This window comes from Streptomyces sp. NPDC023573 (assembly GCF_055559735.1).
The window spans coordinates 158,519-174,718 of the sequence record NZ_JBVHKB010000006.1; the positions used below are offsets into that span (position 1 = coordinate 158,519).

Here is a 16,200-nt window from a genome sequence, read left to right on the forward strand (position 1 = left end):
TGCCGCTCTGGGCGGAACTCGGTGCTGATCTCAGTGCTGACCGGGTACGGCGGGGCCGGGCGCCGCGTCGGAGCGCAGCCCCTTCTTGCTGACCTTGCCGATCCCGGTCTGCGGGAACGCCTCGACGAACTCGACGAGGTCGGGGACCTTGTACGCGGCGACACCGCGTTCCCGCACGAGGCGTTTGACCGCAGCCGGCTTCAGCGGCTCGGCGCCCTCGCGCAGGATGACGTAGGCCAGGGTGCGTTCGCCCAGATAGGCGTCGGCGACCCCTACGACGGACACGTCGTGCACCGACGGATGGCCGAGGATGATGTTCTCGATCTCCTCCGGCGCGACCTTCTCACCGCCCCGGTTGATCTGGTCCTTGGCGCGCCCCTCGACGACCAGGTGGCCGGTCGGGGTGCGGCGCACGATGTCCCCGGTGCGGTAGAAGCCGTCCTTGGTGAAGGACCTCAGGTTGTGCTCGGGCGCCCGCCAGTAGCCGCGGATCGTGTACGGGCCGCGGGTCAGCAGATGCCCGAAGCCCCCTTCCGGCACGTCCACGTCCGAGTCGTCGACGACACGGACCTCGTCGTCCTCGGAGATCGGCCGGCCTTGCGTGGTGACCACGGTCTCGTGGTCGTCGTCCAGACGGGTGTAGTTGACGAGACCTTCGGCCATGCCGAAGACCTGCATGAGCTTGCAGCCCAGCGCCGGCTCCAGCCTGCGGGCGGCCGCCTCGCTGTACTTTGCGCCGCCGACCAGGATCAGCTGCAGGCTCGACAGGTCGTGTGCGGAGCCCGGGGCGGCCTCCGTCCAGATCAGCGCGAGGGGCGGGACCATCCCGGTCATCGTGACGCGCTCGCGCTCCACGAGCGGGAAGGCCGTCGCCGGATCGGGCCGGGGGCACAGGACCACGGTCCCTCCGGCGTACAGCGTTCCGAGCCAGCCCGGGGAGCTCATCGGGAAGTTGTGCGCGGCGGGGAGCACGACGAGATAGCGGGTGTCCCCGTCGACGCCGCAGATCTCGTTGGATCCGCGCAGCGAGTAGATGTAGTCGTCGTGCGTACGGGGGATGAGCTTGGGAACACCCGTCGTGCCGCCCGACAGCTGGAGGAACGCCAGATCACCCGGATCCGGCTCGTACCCGCTTCCGGCGGCCGCGCACGGCACCTCGGACAGTGCGGTGTGCTCGCCCGGCGTACCGACGACGAAGACGTGCTTCAGGCTCGGCGTACGCTCCTTGATCCTCGACGCGAGCGCGAGGTGGTCGAAGCCGGCGTGCCGGTCGGGGACCACGTAGGCGACGGCCTCGGTGAACGAGCAGAAGTACTCGATCTCCGTCTCCCGGTGCGCGGGGAGCGCGTAGACCGGCAGGGCGCCGATCCGGAAGAGCGCGAAGACGACTTCGATGAACTCGGCGATGTTCGGAAGCTGGACGACGACCCGGTCGCCCGCGGAGATGCCGCGCGCCGAGAACCCGGCGGCCAGCCGGGAGGCGCGCTCGTCCAGTTCGCCGTACGTCCACTCCCGGCGTCCGGGGGCCGGGTCGACGACCGCGACGCGGTCCGGATGCGCGGCGGCCCGCTCGCGCAGCACACCGCCGAACGTCTCCCCGCGCCAGTGGCCCGCGGCGCGGTAGCGGTCGGCGAACTCGGCGGGCCAGGTGGGCGCGTCGGACGACTGGAGGGCGGTCACAGGGCGGCTCCCACAGCGCTCAGGAACGTACGGAACTTGGCTCCGGTCTCCGCGGTCTCGGCGGCCGGCGAGGACTCCGCCACCACCCCCGCGCCCGCGAACAGCCGCAGGGTGCGTCCCTCGGCCTCGGCGCAGCGGATGGTCACCACCCACTCGCCGTCGCCGTCCGCGTTCTGCCAGCCGACCATGCCGGTGTACGCCCCGCGGTCGAAGGGCTCGGACTCCGCGATGACCTGCCGGGCCACATCGGTCGGGGTGCCGCAGACCGCGGGGGTGGGGTGCAGGGCCGACGCCAGGTCCAGGGCGGTGGACGAGGGGTCGCGCAGCTCCCCGGTCAGGGTCGTCGACAGGTGCCACATGGCGGCGGTCCGTACGAGTGTGGGGCGTTCGGGCACGTCCAGGCTCACGCAGAACGGTGCGAGCGCCTCGCGGATGGCGTCGACCACGACCGCGTGCTCGTGGAGGTCCTTCGGCGAATCCAGCAGCGCGGCCGCCCTGCGGACGTCCGTGGCCAGATCGCCGCTGCGCTGCGCGGATCCGGCCAGCGGGTTGGCGACGAGCCGGCCGCCGCGCCGGGACACGAGGAGCTCGGGGCTCGCGCCCACGAGCGTGCGGCCCGGACCGCTGGGCACGGCGAAGGTGTAACCGTCCGGGTCACGGCGTGCCAGCCGGCTCAGCATGGCGGGCAGATCGAGGTCGCGCGCCGAGGTCAGTTCCAGGGTGCGGGCGAGGACGACCTTGTCGAACTCACCGGCACGCATCCGCTCGACCGCCGCGGCGACCGCCGCGGAGTACTCCTGTGCGGCCGGCACCTCACGTATCTGCCAGGAGTCCTGCTGACCGGCGTCGGAGCCGTGCAGTGCGATGAGCGGGTCCTCGCGCAGGGCGGTCGCCCACCGGACGGTCTCCGGGACGGCCAGCGCGGCCGCGCCGTCGGGCGCGAACGGTACGGAGCCCACGACGACCGGGGCGGGGTCGCCCGCGTGCCGGGCGGCGTCCAGGGTCTCCAGCACCCGCAGCGGGAGGGGCCGCGAGTCGTGCGGCACCAGTGCGGCCGCGCCGGAGCCGAGCAGGGTGTGCCGGGGTGTGGCGAGGAAGCGGTCGGTGCCGGGGCGGTAGGCCTCGAGCAGGGCCGTGGCCGCGCCGGGGGAGTCGAGTGGGGGCGGAGCGGCGGGGACGCGCAGAGAGGCAGACATGGATGGTCTCCAGTGGGGAAGGCTCGAGCGCCGGCAGGATGACGGGGCGGGGCGGGGCGGGGTTCAGGCCCGCAGGGTGGCACCGCCGTCGACGTACAGGTCGTGCATGGTGATGTGACGCGCGCGGTCGGACACCAGGAAGGCGACCGCGTCGGCTATGTCGGAGGGGTCCGCTATCCGGCCGAGCGGGATACCGGTGCGGAACGTCTCCGCGTCCCCCTCGACGACCCGGCGGGCGGCGGCCTCCTCGTCCCCCGCCGCCCACATGCCGCGCTGCATGTCGGTGAGGGTCGAGCCGGGGGAGACGGTGTTGCACCGCACCCCCAGGGGTGCCACTTCGAGGCCGAGACACTTGGTGAACATCACGGCCGCGGCCTTGGAGGCCGCGTACGCAGCCATGTTCGTACGGGGGATGCCGGCGGCGTTGGAGGCCACGGTGACGATGCTGCCCGAACCCCGGCCGGTCATCCGGCGGGAGACCGACCGCGACACATGGAACACCCCATGGGTGTTGACGGCGAAGGTGGCCGCCCACTCCTCGTCGAGAAGGTCCGCGACCGGCGAACCACGGAGAATTCCGGCCACGTTGACCGCGATGTCCAGCGGGCCGAGCGTGTCCTCGGCCTCCGCGACGAGGTCTTCGACGGCCGCGGGGTCCGACACGTCGAGCGTGCGCGCGATCACCTGTCCGTCGTACGTCTTCTCCAGTGCGGCGATGCCGTCCGGGGCCAGGTCGGTGGCGAGGACGCGCGCACCGCGGCCGGCGAGTGCGTGCACGACCGCCTCGCCTATGCCGCGTCCGGCTCCGGTCACGAGGGCGAGCCGGCCGGTCAGTTCCTGCTCGATGCTCACTTGACCATCGCCTTGCGGATGTCGTCGAGCACCGAGACGGCTGCCTGCGCACCACCGAGGCTGGTCCACTTGGTCCCGTCGACGACCGTCGCGTGCTCGTCACGCACGGCGCCCAGCTGCTGGTAGGCGGGCTTCGCAGCGAGCTCGGCGAGGAGGTCGGCGTCGTTGCCTGCGTCGAGGGAGCCGATGAACAGCCAGTCGCCGTCGATCTCCTTGAGGTTCTCGTCGCCGAGCGGCGTCGAGTGGCCCTCGCCCTTGTCGTTCTGGATGCCCGGGCGCTCGAAGCCGAGGTCCTTCAGGACGTCGCTGATGAAGACGCCCTGCTGCATGACCGCGGTGCCCTTGGCCGAGTGGCGGGCGACGGACACGCTCGCGCCGGCCTGCGAGCCGAGGCCGGTCCTGAGGGAGGCGGCCTTCGTCCGGTAGTCGGCGAGGAACTTCTCGGCCTCGTTGGACCTGCCGAGCACCGTGCCGGTGAGTCCGAGGGCCTTCTTCCAGTCCTTGGTGCCGTCGATGGTGACGACCGTGGGCGCGACCTTCCGGAGCTGCGCGAGCACCTGCTCGTCGGCGAGCTGCCCGGCGAGGATCACGTCCGGCTTCGCCTGCACGACCTTCTCGATGTCCGGGCCGGTGACGGCGCCCACCACGGGGATGCCCTTCGCCTGGTCCGCCAGGTACTGCGGGGCGCCCTTCTGGCCGCGCCCCGCGGTCAGGCCCACCGGCTCGACGCCCAGGGCGAGCGACGCGTCCAGGTCCATCTCGCTGAGGACGACCACGCGCTCCGCGGCGGCCGGCACCGTCACCTTCGTCCCCGTCGCGTCGGTGACCTGGGTCGTCGTCGCCTCCGCGCCCGAGTCGGCGGACGCGGCTTTGTCCTCGGATCCGCAGGCACTCAGGGTGAGAGCGCCGAGTGCGAGCAGGGCCGCCGATATGACGGGACGTGCGTTACCGCGGGGCGAGGGGGGCGAATACGGCGCCATGGCCTTGGATCTCCGTTTGCGTTCAGACGAATCCGGTTCCGGCCGGGCGCCCTCCGAAGCCTCAATCGGAGAGAAGCGGTACACATCGCGCCACTTCAGGACACAGGTGTGCCCATGACCCGCCAGAACCGGACGAGTGCATTTAGGTTAGGCTAACCTTATGTCCATCGCGCAAGGGGGTCGGCCAAGGTCAGCCGGAACCCGCCCATCCGAAACTCCCCCTTCCCGGAGGAGCTCAACCCCCTGGGTCACCACGGGACTTCTGCTTCTCCTGGTGACCCTCGTGCTGCTCTCCCTCGTCATCGGCAGCGGTGGAAGCCCCGCGAAGCGCGCGTTGGACTTCCTCCTCGGTGACCCCGCCGCCCGGGCCGACGCCCAGATCCGGCTGGCCGTCATGGACGTACGCCTCCCACGCACCCTCGCCGCCCTCCTCGTGGGCACCTGCCTCGGTGCGGCCGGCTGTCTCCTCCAGGCCGCCACCCGCAACCCGCTGGCCGAAACCGGTCTGCTGGGCGTCAACTCCGGAGCAGCATTCGCCGTTGTCCTCGGGCTCACCTTCTTCGGCGCCGACTCGCCGGGCGCCCTGCTCGTCTGGGCGCTCGTCGGCGGCATGGCCGCGAGCGCCGTCGTCCTGCTCTTCGCCGGCTCGGGGCGCACGGCCGGCTCACCGCTGCGTCTCGTCCTGGCCGGATCGGCGCTGGGTGCCACCTTCCACGGCTGCACCTCCTACGTCCTGCTCGGCACACAGTCGACCTTCGACACCTACCGGTACTGGACGATCGGCTCGCTCGCCGGAGTGAAGACCTCCGATCTCCTCCCCCTGCTGCCACTGGCGGCATTGGGTCTGCTCACCGCGCTCGGATGCGCCCGCCCGCTCTCGGCGCTCGGCCTCGGCGACGACGGAGCACGCTCGCTCGGGCACCACCCCGGCCGCATCCGTCTCGTCGTCGCCGGAGCGGTCTCGCTGCTCGCCGGCTGCGCGGTCGCCGTGGCCGGGCCCGTCGCCTTCCTCGGCCTGCTGGCCCCGTACGCCGCGAGGGCGCTGACCGGGCCCCGCATGACGGCCCAACTCGTCCTCTCCGCGCTGATCGCCGCCGACATCATGATCCTGGCCGACATCCTCGCCCGGGTCGTCATCCGCCCCTGGGAGACACCGGTCAGCGTCCTGCTCGCTTTCGTGGGCGGCCCGCTGCTCGTCTGGATCGCCCGCTCCTCCCGCCTCTCCACCGCGGGGGCCGAGGCGTGAGCGACCTGAGGAAGACAGCCGATGTGACATCACCCGACGTGACGCCCCCCGACAGCACCGTGCTGCGCAGGGGTACGTTCTCCTGGCTCCTCCCGCGCCGCGGCGCGCTCACCGCCGCGGCCCTTCTGCCGGTCGTCGCCGTCCTCATCGCCCTCGCGGTGATGGCGAGTTCGACCGGAATGAGTGTGTCCGACACCCTCTCCGGGCTTCTCGGTACGGGCGACCCGGGCACGGTCATGATCGTGCGCGACTTCCGGCTGCCCCGCGTCTTCGCCGGCCTCCTCGTCGGTGCCGCGCTGGGCATCGCCGGCTGCCTCACCCAGACCCTGGCGGGCAACCGCCTCGCCACCCCGGACCTCGTCGGCGTCAACGACGGTGCCGCCGCCGCCGTCGTCGCGGCCGCGGCGGGTTCCACCACCGGCATGGTCGGCGACTGGTGGCTGGGCCCGATCGGCGCCGTCGCGGCAGCCGCGATCGTCGTCCTGTGCGCGGGCGGAGCCGGGAGCGCCGGCTACCGCGTCCTCGTCACCGGCATCGGTGTCTCCACCTTCCTGGGCGCGGTGGGCGACCTGATCATGTCCCGCGAGAACGACAACACGGCGGGCGGTGTCTTCCTCTGGGCCGTGGGCAGCCTCAACGGCCGTGACTGGGGCGTCGGTACGCCACTGGCACTCGTCCTGCTCGTCCTGGTGCCGCTCACCCTGGCCGCGGGCCACAGGCTGCAACTCCTGCGCTTCGACGACGACGTGGCGTCCTCGCTCGGCGTCGACCCGCGCCGGCTGCGCGCGGGCGCACTGGCCCTCGCCGTCGCCCTCGCGGGCACGGCCGTCGGCGTCGGCGGCCCGATCGCGTTCGTGGCACTGGCCGCCCCGGTCCTGGCCCAGCGGATGGCCGGACCCACCCGGGTCCCGGTCACCGGCTCCGCGCTGACCGGCGCGGCCCTGATCGCCGCGGCCGACGCCCTGGGGCGGGTCGCCGCCCCCGTCGAACTGCCCGTCGGTGTCGTCACCAGCGTCCTCGGCGGCCCCTTCCTGCTCTGGGTCCTCTTCCGCCCGGACCGTGCCACCGGAAAGGTCTGACCAACCCCATGACCGACGTCCCACGCGAGACCGCACCCGGCCTCGAAGTCACCGCGCTCCACGCCGGATACCCCGGCCGCCCCGTCGTCGAGAACGTCGGCCTCACCGTTCCCGCCGGTCAGGTCGTCGCGATCGTCGGCCCCAACGGCTGCGGGAAGTCGACGCTCCTGCGCACCGTCGCGCGCCTGCACCGGCCCGAGTCGGGGACCGTCAGGGCCGGCGGCGTGGACATCTGGGAGCTCAGCAGGCGCCGGGCCGCCCACCGCGTCGCGCTCCTGCCCCAGTCGCCGCGCGCCCCCGAGGCCGTCACGGTCGCGGGGCTCGTCCGCTACGGCCGCCACCCCCAGCAGGGCCTGCTGCGCCAGTGGTCCAAGGAGGACGAGAACGCCGTGCGCGACGCGCTCGAGGCCACCGGAACGACCGGACTGGCCGCGGAGCGCCTGGACAGGCTCTCCGGCGGCCAGCGCCAACGGTGCTGGCTCGCGATGGTCCTCGCCCAGCACACCCCGGTCATCCTGCTCGACGAACCCACCAGCGCCCTCGACCTCGGCCACGCCGTGGAGGTCCTGGAGCTGGTGAGGGAGGTCGCCGCGGCCGGCCGAACGGTCGTCATGGTGCAGCACGACCTGGCCGCCGCGGCACGCTACGCCGATCTCCTCGTGGCCATGAAGGACGGCCGGGTCGTCGCCCGGGGCGAGCCGGCCGCGACGGTCGACGAGGCTCTGGTGAAGGAGCTCTACGGGGTGGACGCCGACATACTCAGCGCCCCGGGCGACGCGTCACCGGTCGTGGTGCCGAGGAGCCGGCTCACGACGCGGATGTGAGTGGGCCCCGGCTCACGACGCGGATGTGAGTGGGCCCCGGCTCACGACGCGGAGGTGACGGCCTTCGGCTCACGTACGGCCTGCCGGGACGGCCGGGTCCGGGGGCCGAACACGGCCAGGGCGACGGCGCCCACCATCCAGACACCCGCGATGAAGTAGAAGACGCTCTGGTAGCCGGTGCGGTTGTAGAGCGCGGCGATGATCAGCGGGCCGGCGGCGTTGGACAGGCGGCCGATGCCGTAGGTGATGCCGGTACCCAGGGAGCGGCTGCGGGTGTCGTAGAGCTCGGGGGAGTAGGCGTAGGCGAGGGCGGTGTAGCCGCGCTCGAAGAGGTTGACCAGGAAGCCGAAGATGACGATGAGGACCGGGTCGAAGGTCAGTCCGTAGAGCAGGCCGCACAGTGCGATGACGGTGCCGAAGGCGACGAGGCACCACTTGCGTTCGAAGCGGTCGGTGACCAGGGAGGCGAGGTACGAGCCCAGGGGTGCGCCGACCGTCGTGAGTGCGATGTAGAAGACGGACTTCTCGACGCTGAAGCCCTCCTTGGAGAGCAGGGTGGGGGCGAAGCTGGAGTAGCCGAAGAAGCCGATGGTCTGGGTGACCCACAGGACGGTGAGCAGGAGCGTCGGCGCGAGGTACCTCTTACGCAGCAGCAGACGCAGCGGGGCCTTGACCGCCGGGGGTTCCTCGACGGGTTCGGCCGGTTGGGCCAGCGGTCCCTTCTCGGCGCTCACCGTGGCCTCGATCTCCCGCAGGACCGCGTCGGCCGCGGCATGGTCGCCCCTGCTCTCGTGCCAGCGGGGGGACTCCTTGAGGTGCCTGGAGAACAGGACGAGCAGGACGCCGAGTGCGCCCCAGAGGTAGACGAGCCGCCAGGACCAGTCGCTGAGCGGGACGACGAGACTCGCGATCAGGTTGGTGGCCGGTGTGCCGCAGATGCCGATGACCATGGCGTACGCCTGGTACTTGCCGCGCACGGAGGCCGGGTACATCTCGTTGACGTAGATGACCGCCACGACGGTCATCGCCGACAGGCCGGCCGAGGTCAGGACCCGGAAGACGCCCAGGGAGAGGACGTCCCAGGAGAAGACCGAGACGAACGAGAAGAAGCCGAAGAACAGGGTGGTGCGGAGCAGGGTCTTCTTGCGGCCCCACCGGTCGGCGACGGCGCCCGCGACGACGGAGCCGATGAACATGCCGACGAACGACAGCGAGGTGACGTAGGCGACCTGGTTGACCGTCACGCCCCAGAGGTCGATGAGCTTGGGGGCGGTCGTCGCGAAGCTGTTGATGTCGGCGAACTCGAAGAAGTACGCGAAGGCCACGGCCAGCAGGGTGGTCTTGTGGAAGCGGGAGATCGGCAGCCGGTCCAGCCGGTTCGCCGCATTGGCGTGCTGCATGGGGACGGTCCCTGTCGGAGTGCGGGTGCGGGCGGGGAGGGGCCTCAGACGCCTTCGCCTGGCCAGTACAGGCTCATCGGGTTGTCCACGAGGAGCCGGTGCTGTTGCCCGGGGGTGACGGCGATGTGCGGTACGTGGTCGACGAGGAGGCCGTCGTCGGGCATGTGGCCGGTGAGGTTGGGGTGGGGCCAGTCCGTGCCCCACAGCACCCGGTCGCCGAACTCCTCGACCACGCGGCGGCCGAAGGGTACGACATCGGCGTAGGCGTGCCTCTCGCCGTCGAGGGCGGGAGGGCCGGTCAGGCTGAGGCGTTCGGGGCAGCTCACCTTCACCCATACGTCGTTGGAGTCGACGAACCTGAGGAAGCGGGAGAACTGCGGGCCGTCCACCGGCAGGGACACGTCCGGCCGGCCCATGTGGTCGACCACGAGGGGAGCGGGCAGGGAGGCGAAGAAGTCGCCCAGTTCGGGGAGATCGGCGCTCTCGAAGTAGAGCACGATGTGCCAGCCCAGCGGGGCGATCTTCGCCGCGATCCTGGCCAGGTCCTCCTTCGGGGAGGTGCTGACCAGGCGCCGGAGGAAGTTGAAGCGGACGCCGCGCACGCCCGCCGCTTCCAGCCCGCGCAGTTCGGCCTCGGTGATGTCCGGCCGGACGGTGGCGATGCCGCGCGCCCGGCCACCGGCCGCACGGACCGCGTCCGTCATGGCAGTGTTGTCCGCACCGTGACAGGTGGCCTGGACGATGACCGCGCGGCTCACGCCCAGATGCTCGTGCAATGCGGTCAGCTGATCTCTTCCGGCGTCGCAGGGCGTGTACTTGCGCTCAGGGGCGAAGGGGAACTGGTCCTGGGGCCCGAACACATGGCAGTGGGCGTCGACGGTGCCGGCCGGCAGCCGGAACGCCGGTACGGACGGATCCTGGTCCCAGTCCAGCCATCCGGGGGTCTTGGGGGAACGCACACTCATGGAATCTCCTGGCAGCACAGGGGGAAAGGGCCGGGGCGTGGGTCGGCGGCCTGCGTGATCAGCGGCCCTGACGCTTCAGCAGGGCGTCGAGGCGCGGGTACACGGAGCGCGCGTTGTGTTCCTGGACGTCGGCCAGCCGTTCCGGGGAGAGCCCGGCGGCGTCGGCGTAGCGGCGGGTGTCGTCGAAGTGGTGGCCGGTCCGGGGGTCGATGTCACGGACGGCGCCGATCATCTCCGAGGCGAAGAGGATGTTCCGGGTGGGGACGACGTCGAAGAGGAGGTCCGATCCGGGCTGGTGGTAGACGCAGGTGTCGAAGAAGACGTTGCCCAGGACGTGCTCCTCCAGCGGCGGCTTCCCGAGTGCCGTCGCCAGGCCGCGGAACCTGCCCCAGTGGTAGGGGACGGCGCCGCCGCCGTGGGGGATGATCAGCCGGAGCGTGGGGAAGTCCCTGAACAGGTCGCCCTGCACGAGCTGCATGAACGCGGTGGTGTCGGCGTTCAGATAGTGCGCCCCCGTCGTGTGGAACGCGGGATTGACGCTGGTGCTGACATGGATCATCGCCGGCACGTCGTACTCGACCATCTTCTCGTACAGGGGGTACCAGGAGCGGTCGGTGAGGGGCGGGGAGGTCCAGTGCCCGCCGGACGGGTCCGGATTGAGGTTGAGCGCGACCGCGCCGTACTCCTCGACGCACCTGGTGAGTTCGGGCACGCAGGTCGCGGGATCGACGCCCGGGGACTGCGGGAGCATGGCGGCGGGGACGAAGCGGTCCGGGTAGAGCCGGCTCACGCGGAAGCAGAGCTCGTTGCAGATGGCCGCCCACTCGGCGGAGGTGTCGAAATCGCCGATGTGGTGCGCCATGAAGGACGCCCTGGGTGAGAAGACCGTCATGTCGATGCCGCGCTCGTCCATCAGCCGGAGCTGGTTCGGCTCGATGGTCTCGCGCAGCTCGTCGTCGCTGATCCTCGGACCGGCCCTGCGTGGGGCGGCGGACGGGTTCCCGAGCCCCTCGATCTGCTGGTTCCGCCAGACCTCCAGCGAGGGCGGGGCCGTCGTGTAGTGGCCGTGGCAGTCGATGATCATCGCTGTTCCTCTTCGGAGTGCCTGCGTGTGGTGCCGGGGGACACGCGGCCGGAGGTCTGCTCGCCGACGCGTCCTGCCCGTTCGTCCACGACACCGTAACCGTCGATGAAATTGTTGACAATATGCCTGACGAGAAAGTTTCAGGCATCATCACTGATGTCCCCGCGTGCGCGGCGCGCGATGGTGAGGACGTCCCGACGATGTACGGAAGGCGGAGGGGTGACGGCGAATCAGGTCACCGGCCGGGCAGGCCGGAGCGCGGTCTCCAGCGGTATCCGGGAGGCGCTCGCGACAGGCGACATGGTGCCAGGGCAGCGCCTGGTCGAGCAGGAGTTGTCCGAGGTCTTCCGCGCCACGCGGAGCTCGGTGCGGGAGGCGCTGCAGGACCTGGCCGCCGAGGGTCTGGTGGAGCTGATCCCGCGGCGGGGGGCGCGGGTGCGGGTGATCTCCGTCGAGGAGGCGATCCAGATCACCGAGTGCCGGGCCCTGCTGGAGGGCCTGTGTGCCAGGCGGGCGGCGGAGTGCGCCTCGGACGAGGTGCGCCAGGAGCTGAAGGGCATCGGCTCGGCGATGAGCCGGGCCGTGGAGGACGGCGACCCGGACGCCTACTCGGTGCTGAACCGCAGGCTGCACGAGTGCATCGGCGAGGCCGGGGGCCAGAAGGTCGCCCAGGCCCTGCTCGAGCGGATGAACGGCCAGATGGTGCGATACCAGTTCCGTCTCGCGCTGCGCCCCGGGCGCCCGGCGCAGTCGCTGCCGCAGCACCTGGCGATCATCGACGCGGTCATGGCCGGCGACCCGGAGGCGGCCGAGGCCGCGGCGCGGGCACATGTCGACAGTGTCGTCGTGGCGCTCAGGGAGACTCCGGCTCCGGTCCGCCTCGGCTGAGCGGGAGTGGCCGGGGCCGGTCCGCCCCGGCCCCGCCCCGTCAGCCGGCCAGCAGGTCCAGGAACGCGGTGAGCTTGTTCCTGGTCCGCTCGATCTGCTGCTCGACGGTCAGCGACTCCTCGAAGCGGCCGCCGGGGGCCGGCGTCTTCCTGCCGCGTACGTAGAGCGAGCAGTCGAGGTCGGTGCAGAGGTAGATGCCCACCGAGTTGCCGTTCCTGCCCGCCTGTCCCCGCTTGCGGGCGGTCATCAGCGAGACCCCGCTGCCCGGGTGGGTGGTCAGGCAGACCGAGCACATGCTGCGGTGCAGGAAACCGCGCTGCTGCGACGGGAAGCGGAGCGTGATGCCGGTGAGCTCGCCGCGCAGCTCGGTGACGATGTAGCTCCGGTCCGGAGCCGAGAGGTCGCGCCAGCCGAGGAAGTCCAGGTCGTCCCAGCGGCGCTCGTCCAGGTCGCGGGGGAGCGGCAGACGCTTCGCCTCTCCCTTGGAACAGTTGACGAACGACGCTCGGATGTCCTGCTCATTGACGGCTCTCATGGAATCGACGCTAACTCTGCCTATGAGGCCTAGGCAAATGTTTATCTGTTCTAGGCCGGATCCTGGGCTGATGAAACCCGCAGATGATGGGCCGGCGGGTGTCCGACGGCGAGGTCGGGGCGCCAGACGGCCAGGATCTGCGCCGACGGGTCGAACAGGGGACGCGGCAGCTCCTCGGGGTCGGTCCACCGCCACTCGCTGACGAGATGCGGCTCGGTGACCTGCGGGACGGCCGCGTTCACCCTCACCAGCGCGGCCATGCTGATCCTGTTGATGCCGCCCACCACGTCGTGCACCATCGCGAAGACGGTGACGGCGTCCACGGACACCCGCAGTCCCGTTTCCTCGCGCAGCTCCCGGGCGGCGGCCTCCGCGACCGACTCGTGGGTCGGGTCGATCTTGCCTCCGGGCAGCTCCCAGGTGCCGCCGCGGTGTCTTCCCAGCAGGATCCTGCCGGCCTCGTCCTGCACGACCACGCCCACGCCGAAGGCGGCCTGGGCGAGCGGCGGGCGGGCGTTCCGGGCCGGGACGTCCATGGAATCGGTGGTCATACGCTGCTCTGCCCCCAGCTGGTCCGTCATGTGTGACGCGGTTCCCCTCATCGTCACACGGCGCTCACGCCACCAGGTTGAGGGTGGTGCCCGCGACGCCGAGGCGGACGGACTGACCCCACGTCAGCTCCAGTGCGTCCGACTCCATCCCGTCACCGAACACCACCATCCGGTCCGACTCGACGGTGAGTCTGAGGCCGTCCGCGCGCCCGAGTTGGCCCGCCGTCATCGAGGTGCCGGTGGCAGGCGAGGGCCAGGCCTCGCGCACGAACCAGACCAGCCGTGGGTCGGAGGGGGCCGGCAGCCGCACGGGGCTGCCGCGCTCGAGCCAGAGCGAGCGCAGCCAGCCGGTGGAGCCCGTACCGGTGCCCACCAGGACGCCCGACGAAGCCTGTGACTCCACGGCGTCCGGGGAGCCGTCGGGGCCGATGCGGTAACGGGCGGTCTGATGGCCGGGCGGTCCGAGGTAGATCTCGTTGAGGGCGAGGAGCCGCTGGGTGTCGTCGGCGACGGCCTCGGTCATCGTGAGGGCGTCCACCTGTCCGCCGGGGGACGCGGCGGCCTTGCAGAGCGCCGCCGTGTCACGGGCCCGGTGGCGTACGAGGACTCCGGGATTGCGGCCCGGGTCGGTGTCGATGCCCACCACCGGCTGCCCGGACAGGTACTTGGCGGCGTTGGCGACCAGACCGTCCTGACCGACCACGACGACCACGTCCTCGGGTCCGAACAGGAAGCGGTCGAGGTCGGCCCGCTCCACCCGGGTCCGGCGCCACCGGAGCGGCACGGCCGCCGCCACCTCGGTGAGCGCCCGCTCGTGGCGCCGGTGCCGCTCGGCCACCTCGTCGAGCGACCGGCCGCGCCCGGCGAGCACGAACGCGGCCTGTCCGTGCGTCCCGTGCCGGGCCAGGAGCTCCTCGTACTCCGTCGTCCGGTGGACCAGCACCGCCCGCGGGGCCAGGCTCACGCCCCCGCCTCCGGCCTGCCGAGCTTGGCGAGCAGGCCGGTCAGGACGTCGGGGGACAGGGTGAGGCTGTCGATGCGGGGGAGATTCTCGGCCAGCCGCGTCGCGGCCAGGGCGTGCAGCGTGCCGGGGTCGACGTCCGCGTGGGCCCGTAGCCAGGCCGCCTGCGCCTCGGCGCGGGCCGCCCCGACATCGCGGGCGGCCTCCGCCTCCGCGCGGGCCAGGCGCACGGTGCGGGCGGCCTCGGCGGCCGTACGCACTCCGTCGGCCGCCGACTTCTCCTCGGCCTCCCGGCGGGCGTTGGTGCCTCGCTGGTCGACCAGTTGCTCCTCGCGGCGCGCGAGCTCGATCTTGCTGGCGAGCTCGTTCTCGGCGATCGTGCGTTCGCGCTCGACCGCGACCGCCCGGCGCTCGTACACCGAACGGTCCGCCTCCTGCTGGATCTGCTCCCTGGCCGGAGTGCGCAGGGCGCGTTCGACCTCTGCCTCGGGGCGGATGGCGACCACGCGGACGGCGACCACGTCGATGCCGGTGGCGGGCAGCCGAGGCTCGGCGGCGAGCCCGGTGGCGACCCGTTCCCGCACGGCGGCGACCCCGTCCACGAGGGCGGTGGCGAGAGGGGTGCGGGCCAGGACGTCCAGGGTGTGCTGCTGCGCCGTCTCGGTCAGCAGGGTGGCGATCTGCTCCAGGGGCGCTCCGCGCCAGATCCCGGTGTCGGGGTCCACCGAGAAGTCGAGCCGTACGGCCGCCTCGGCGGGGTCGCTGATCCGGTACGTGACCGTGGCCTGCACGGTGACGTCCTGGAAATCGGCCGTACGGGCGTGGAACGCCATCGCCAGCTCACGGTCGTCGACCGGGACCTCGGAGAGCGCGGCGGAGAGTGAGCGGTACCAGAAGCTCAGACCGGGGCCGTCATGGATGAGCGTGCCGCGCCTGTGGTGGCGGATGTGGGCGGTGGGCGCGGAACGCAGGTGCCGCCAGCCGAAGCGCCGTGTGATGTCGGCCATCTCGGGACCCCCTCTTTCTCGTCATGACGACGATAAAGAGTCGGAGGAATATCGTCAAGAGGACGAGAAGGGGGGCGGGTATGAAAAACCGTCCGGCCGGCGGCCTCCTCGGAGACCACCGGCCGGACGGTCGTGCGCCGACCCCGTCCCCACGGTGCGGCGCGCGGGTGGACCGCCGTCATCCGCTCGGACGGCGGTCCACGTTCATCAGGTCCCGCTCCCCTGGGGGGCGGGCGGGGAGGAGGGGAGTCCGAGTGCCGGAAGCACGGCGCACTCGATGAAGTGGGTGAGGAAGGCGGCGTCGTCGGGGTGCCGTCCCTCGAGGAGCGGCCGGACGCGCATGATGCCGAGCATCTGGGCGGCCACGTAGTCGGCCGCGGGGTTGTCGGCGTCGATCTCGCCGCGCCGGACGGCCCGTTCGACCATCGCGTCGAAAGCGGCGATGGCCGGGGCGATCAGTGTGGAACGCAGCGCGCAGAGCAGGTCGGGATTCTGGAGCGCGGCATGGCTGAGGGCGTGCATCAGGGCGGTGTCCTCGCCGGACGCCGCGTCCACCACTCGCGCCGCCTCGTACAGATCGCCGCTCAGGCTGCCGGTGTCGATGTCCGAGAACCTGGTCTTGCGGCTGCCGTGCAGCGCGGCGACGACCAGCTCCGGCTTGGATCCCCACTGGCGGTAGAGCGTGGACTTCCCGCACCTGGTGCGCGAGGCGACGCCCTCCATCGTCAGTGAGTCGTAGCCGCTCTCCCGCAGGAGTTCCAGCACGGCGGTGTACAGCTCCTGCGCCCGTTCCGGTGTGATCTTCGACCGGCGTGAGGCGGGTACGGACTCCTGTGCTGAACCGGGCGACGGCATCTGCTTCCCTCTCTGCGACTCTGCGGCTGGGGACCCTCGATACGCCAGTGTACCGATACGCGCGTGTACCGATACGCCGACGTATCGGTACACTGGC

General features: G+C 71.7%; 16 protein-coding genes. 4 read left to right on the forward strand and 12 right to left on the reverse strand.

The window, feature by feature from the left end:
* Positions 1 to 30: 30 nt before the first annotated feature.
* The 4 genes from ACZ32T_RS20770 to ACZ32T_RS20785 form a co-directional block, all read right to left on the reverse strand.
* A complete protein-coding gene (locus ACZ32T_RS20770) occupies positions 31 to 1,680 on the reverse strand; it encodes a (2,3-dihydroxybenzoyl)adenylate synthase (protein ID WP_467368213.1) in 1,650 nt (549 codons plus the stop codon).
* Positions 1,677 to 2,876, reverse strand: a complete 1,200-nt coding sequence (locus ACZ32T_RS20775) for an isochorismate synthase (protein WP_467368215.1) — start codon at positions 2,874 to 2,876, stop codon at positions 1,677 to 1,679. The genes ACZ32T_RS20770 and ACZ32T_RS20775 overlap by 4 nt, the downstream gene beginning before the upstream one ends.
* 63 nt (positions 2,877 to 2,939) lie before the next feature.
* Positions 2,940 to 3,728 (reverse strand): 2,3-dihydro-2,3-dihydroxybenzoate dehydrogenase, encoded by a 789-nt coding sequence (locus ACZ32T_RS20780; protein ID WP_467267072.1) that lies wholly within the window; start codon positions 3,726 to 3,728, stop codon positions 2,940 to 2,942.
* Positions 3,725 to 4,708 carry an ABC transporter substrate-binding protein gene (locus ACZ32T_RS20785; RefSeq protein ID WP_467368217.1) on the reverse strand — a complete coding sequence of 328 codons (984 nt, stop codon included), beginning with the start codon at positions 4,706 to 4,708 and terminating at the stop codon, positions 3,725 to 3,727. The genes ACZ32T_RS20780 and ACZ32T_RS20785 overlap by 4 nt, the downstream gene beginning before the upstream one ends.
* A 160-nt stretch (positions 4,709 to 4,868) precedes the next feature.
* Here ACZ32T_RS20785 and ACZ32T_RS20790 point away from each other — a divergent pair, with 160 nt between their 5' ends.
* From ACZ32T_RS20790 to ACZ32T_RS20800, 3 genes are read left to right on the forward strand one after another with little or no spacing between them, the layout of a single operon-like run.
* Entirely contained in the window at positions 4,869 to 5,954 is a 1,086-nt protein-coding gene (locus ACZ32T_RS20790) for a FecCD family ABC transporter permease (protein WP_467368219.1), read from the forward strand.
* 23 nt (positions 5,955 to 5,977) lie between these two features.
* Positions 5,978 to 7,033, forward strand: coding sequence for a FecCD family ABC transporter permease (locus tag ACZ32T_RS20795; RefSeq protein WP_467368221.1), 1,056 nt, complete (start codon positions 5,978 to 5,980; stop codon positions 7,031 to 7,033).
* Between the two features lie 8 nt (positions 7,034 to 7,041).
* Complete coding sequence (locus tag ACZ32T_RS20800) at positions 7,042 to 7,857, forward strand: ABC transporter ATP-binding protein (RefSeq protein ID WP_467368224.1); 816 nt, start codon at positions 7,042 to 7,044, stop codon at positions 7,855 to 7,857.
* A gap of 41 nt (positions 7,858 to 7,898) precedes the next feature.
* On the opposite strand, the gene ACZ32T_RS20805 is transcribed toward ACZ32T_RS20800, so the two are convergent.
* The 3 genes from ACZ32T_RS20805 to ACZ32T_RS20815 are packed head-to-tail and all read right to left on the reverse strand — an operon-like array spanning position 7,899 to position 11,306.
* Entirely contained in the window at positions 7,899 to 9,257 is a 1,359-nt protein-coding gene (locus ACZ32T_RS20805; RefSeq protein WP_467267081.1) for an MFS transporter, read from the reverse strand.
* Between the two features lie 44 nt (positions 9,258 to 9,301).
* Positions 9,302 to 10,222 carry an amidohydrolase family protein gene (locus ACZ32T_RS20810; RefSeq protein ID WP_467368226.1) on the reverse strand — a complete coding sequence of 307 codons (921 nt, stop codon included), beginning with the start codon at positions 10,220 to 10,222 and terminating at the stop codon, positions 9,302 to 9,304.
* A 58-nt stretch (positions 10,223 to 10,280) separates the two neighbouring features.
* Complete coding sequence (locus ACZ32T_RS20815; protein ID WP_467368228.1) at positions 10,281 to 11,306, reverse strand: amidohydrolase family protein; 1,026 nt, start codon at positions 11,304 to 11,306, stop codon at positions 10,281 to 10,283.
* A gap of 180 nt (positions 11,307 to 11,486) precedes the next feature.
* Between ACZ32T_RS20815 and ACZ32T_RS20820 the strand changes: the two genes are divergently transcribed.
* Entirely contained in the window at positions 11,487 to 12,194 is a 708-nt protein-coding gene (locus ACZ32T_RS20820) for a GntR family transcriptional regulator (RefSeq protein WP_467368550.1), read from the forward strand.
* 40 nt (positions 12,195 to 12,234) lie between these two features.
* Here ACZ32T_RS20820 and ACZ32T_RS20825 read toward each other — a convergent pair whose 3' ends face one another.
* The 5 genes from ACZ32T_RS20825 to ACZ32T_RS20845 form a co-directional block, all read right to left on the reverse strand.
* Entirely contained in the window at positions 12,235 to 12,729 is a 495-nt protein-coding gene (locus tag ACZ32T_RS20825; protein WP_467368229.1) for an FBP domain-containing protein, read from the reverse strand.
* 50 nt (positions 12,730 to 12,779) lie between these two features.
* Positions 12,780 to 13,280, reverse strand: a complete 501-nt coding sequence (locus ACZ32T_RS20830; protein WP_467267089.1) for a nucleotide triphosphate diphosphatase NUDT15 — start codon at positions 13,278 to 13,280, stop codon at positions 12,780 to 12,782.
* A 64-nt stretch (positions 13,281 to 13,344) separates the two neighbouring features.
* Complete coding sequence (locus tag ACZ32T_RS20835; protein WP_467368231.1) at positions 13,345 to 14,244, reverse strand: diacylglycerol kinase catalytic domain-containing protein; 900 nt, start codon at positions 14,242 to 14,244, stop codon at positions 13,345 to 13,347.
* A complete protein-coding gene (locus tag ACZ32T_RS20840; protein WP_467267093.1) occupies positions 14,241 to 15,248 on the reverse strand; it encodes an SPFH domain-containing protein in 1,008 nt (335 codons plus the stop codon). The genes ACZ32T_RS20835 and ACZ32T_RS20840 overlap by 4 nt, the downstream gene beginning before the upstream one ends.
* Before the next feature lie 207 nt (positions 15,249 to 15,455).
* Entirely contained in the window at positions 15,456 to 16,103 is a 648-nt protein-coding gene (locus ACZ32T_RS20845; RefSeq protein WP_467368233.1) for a TetR/AcrR family transcriptional regulator, read from the reverse strand.
* Between the last annotated feature and the right edge of the window lie 97 nt (positions 16,104 to 16,200).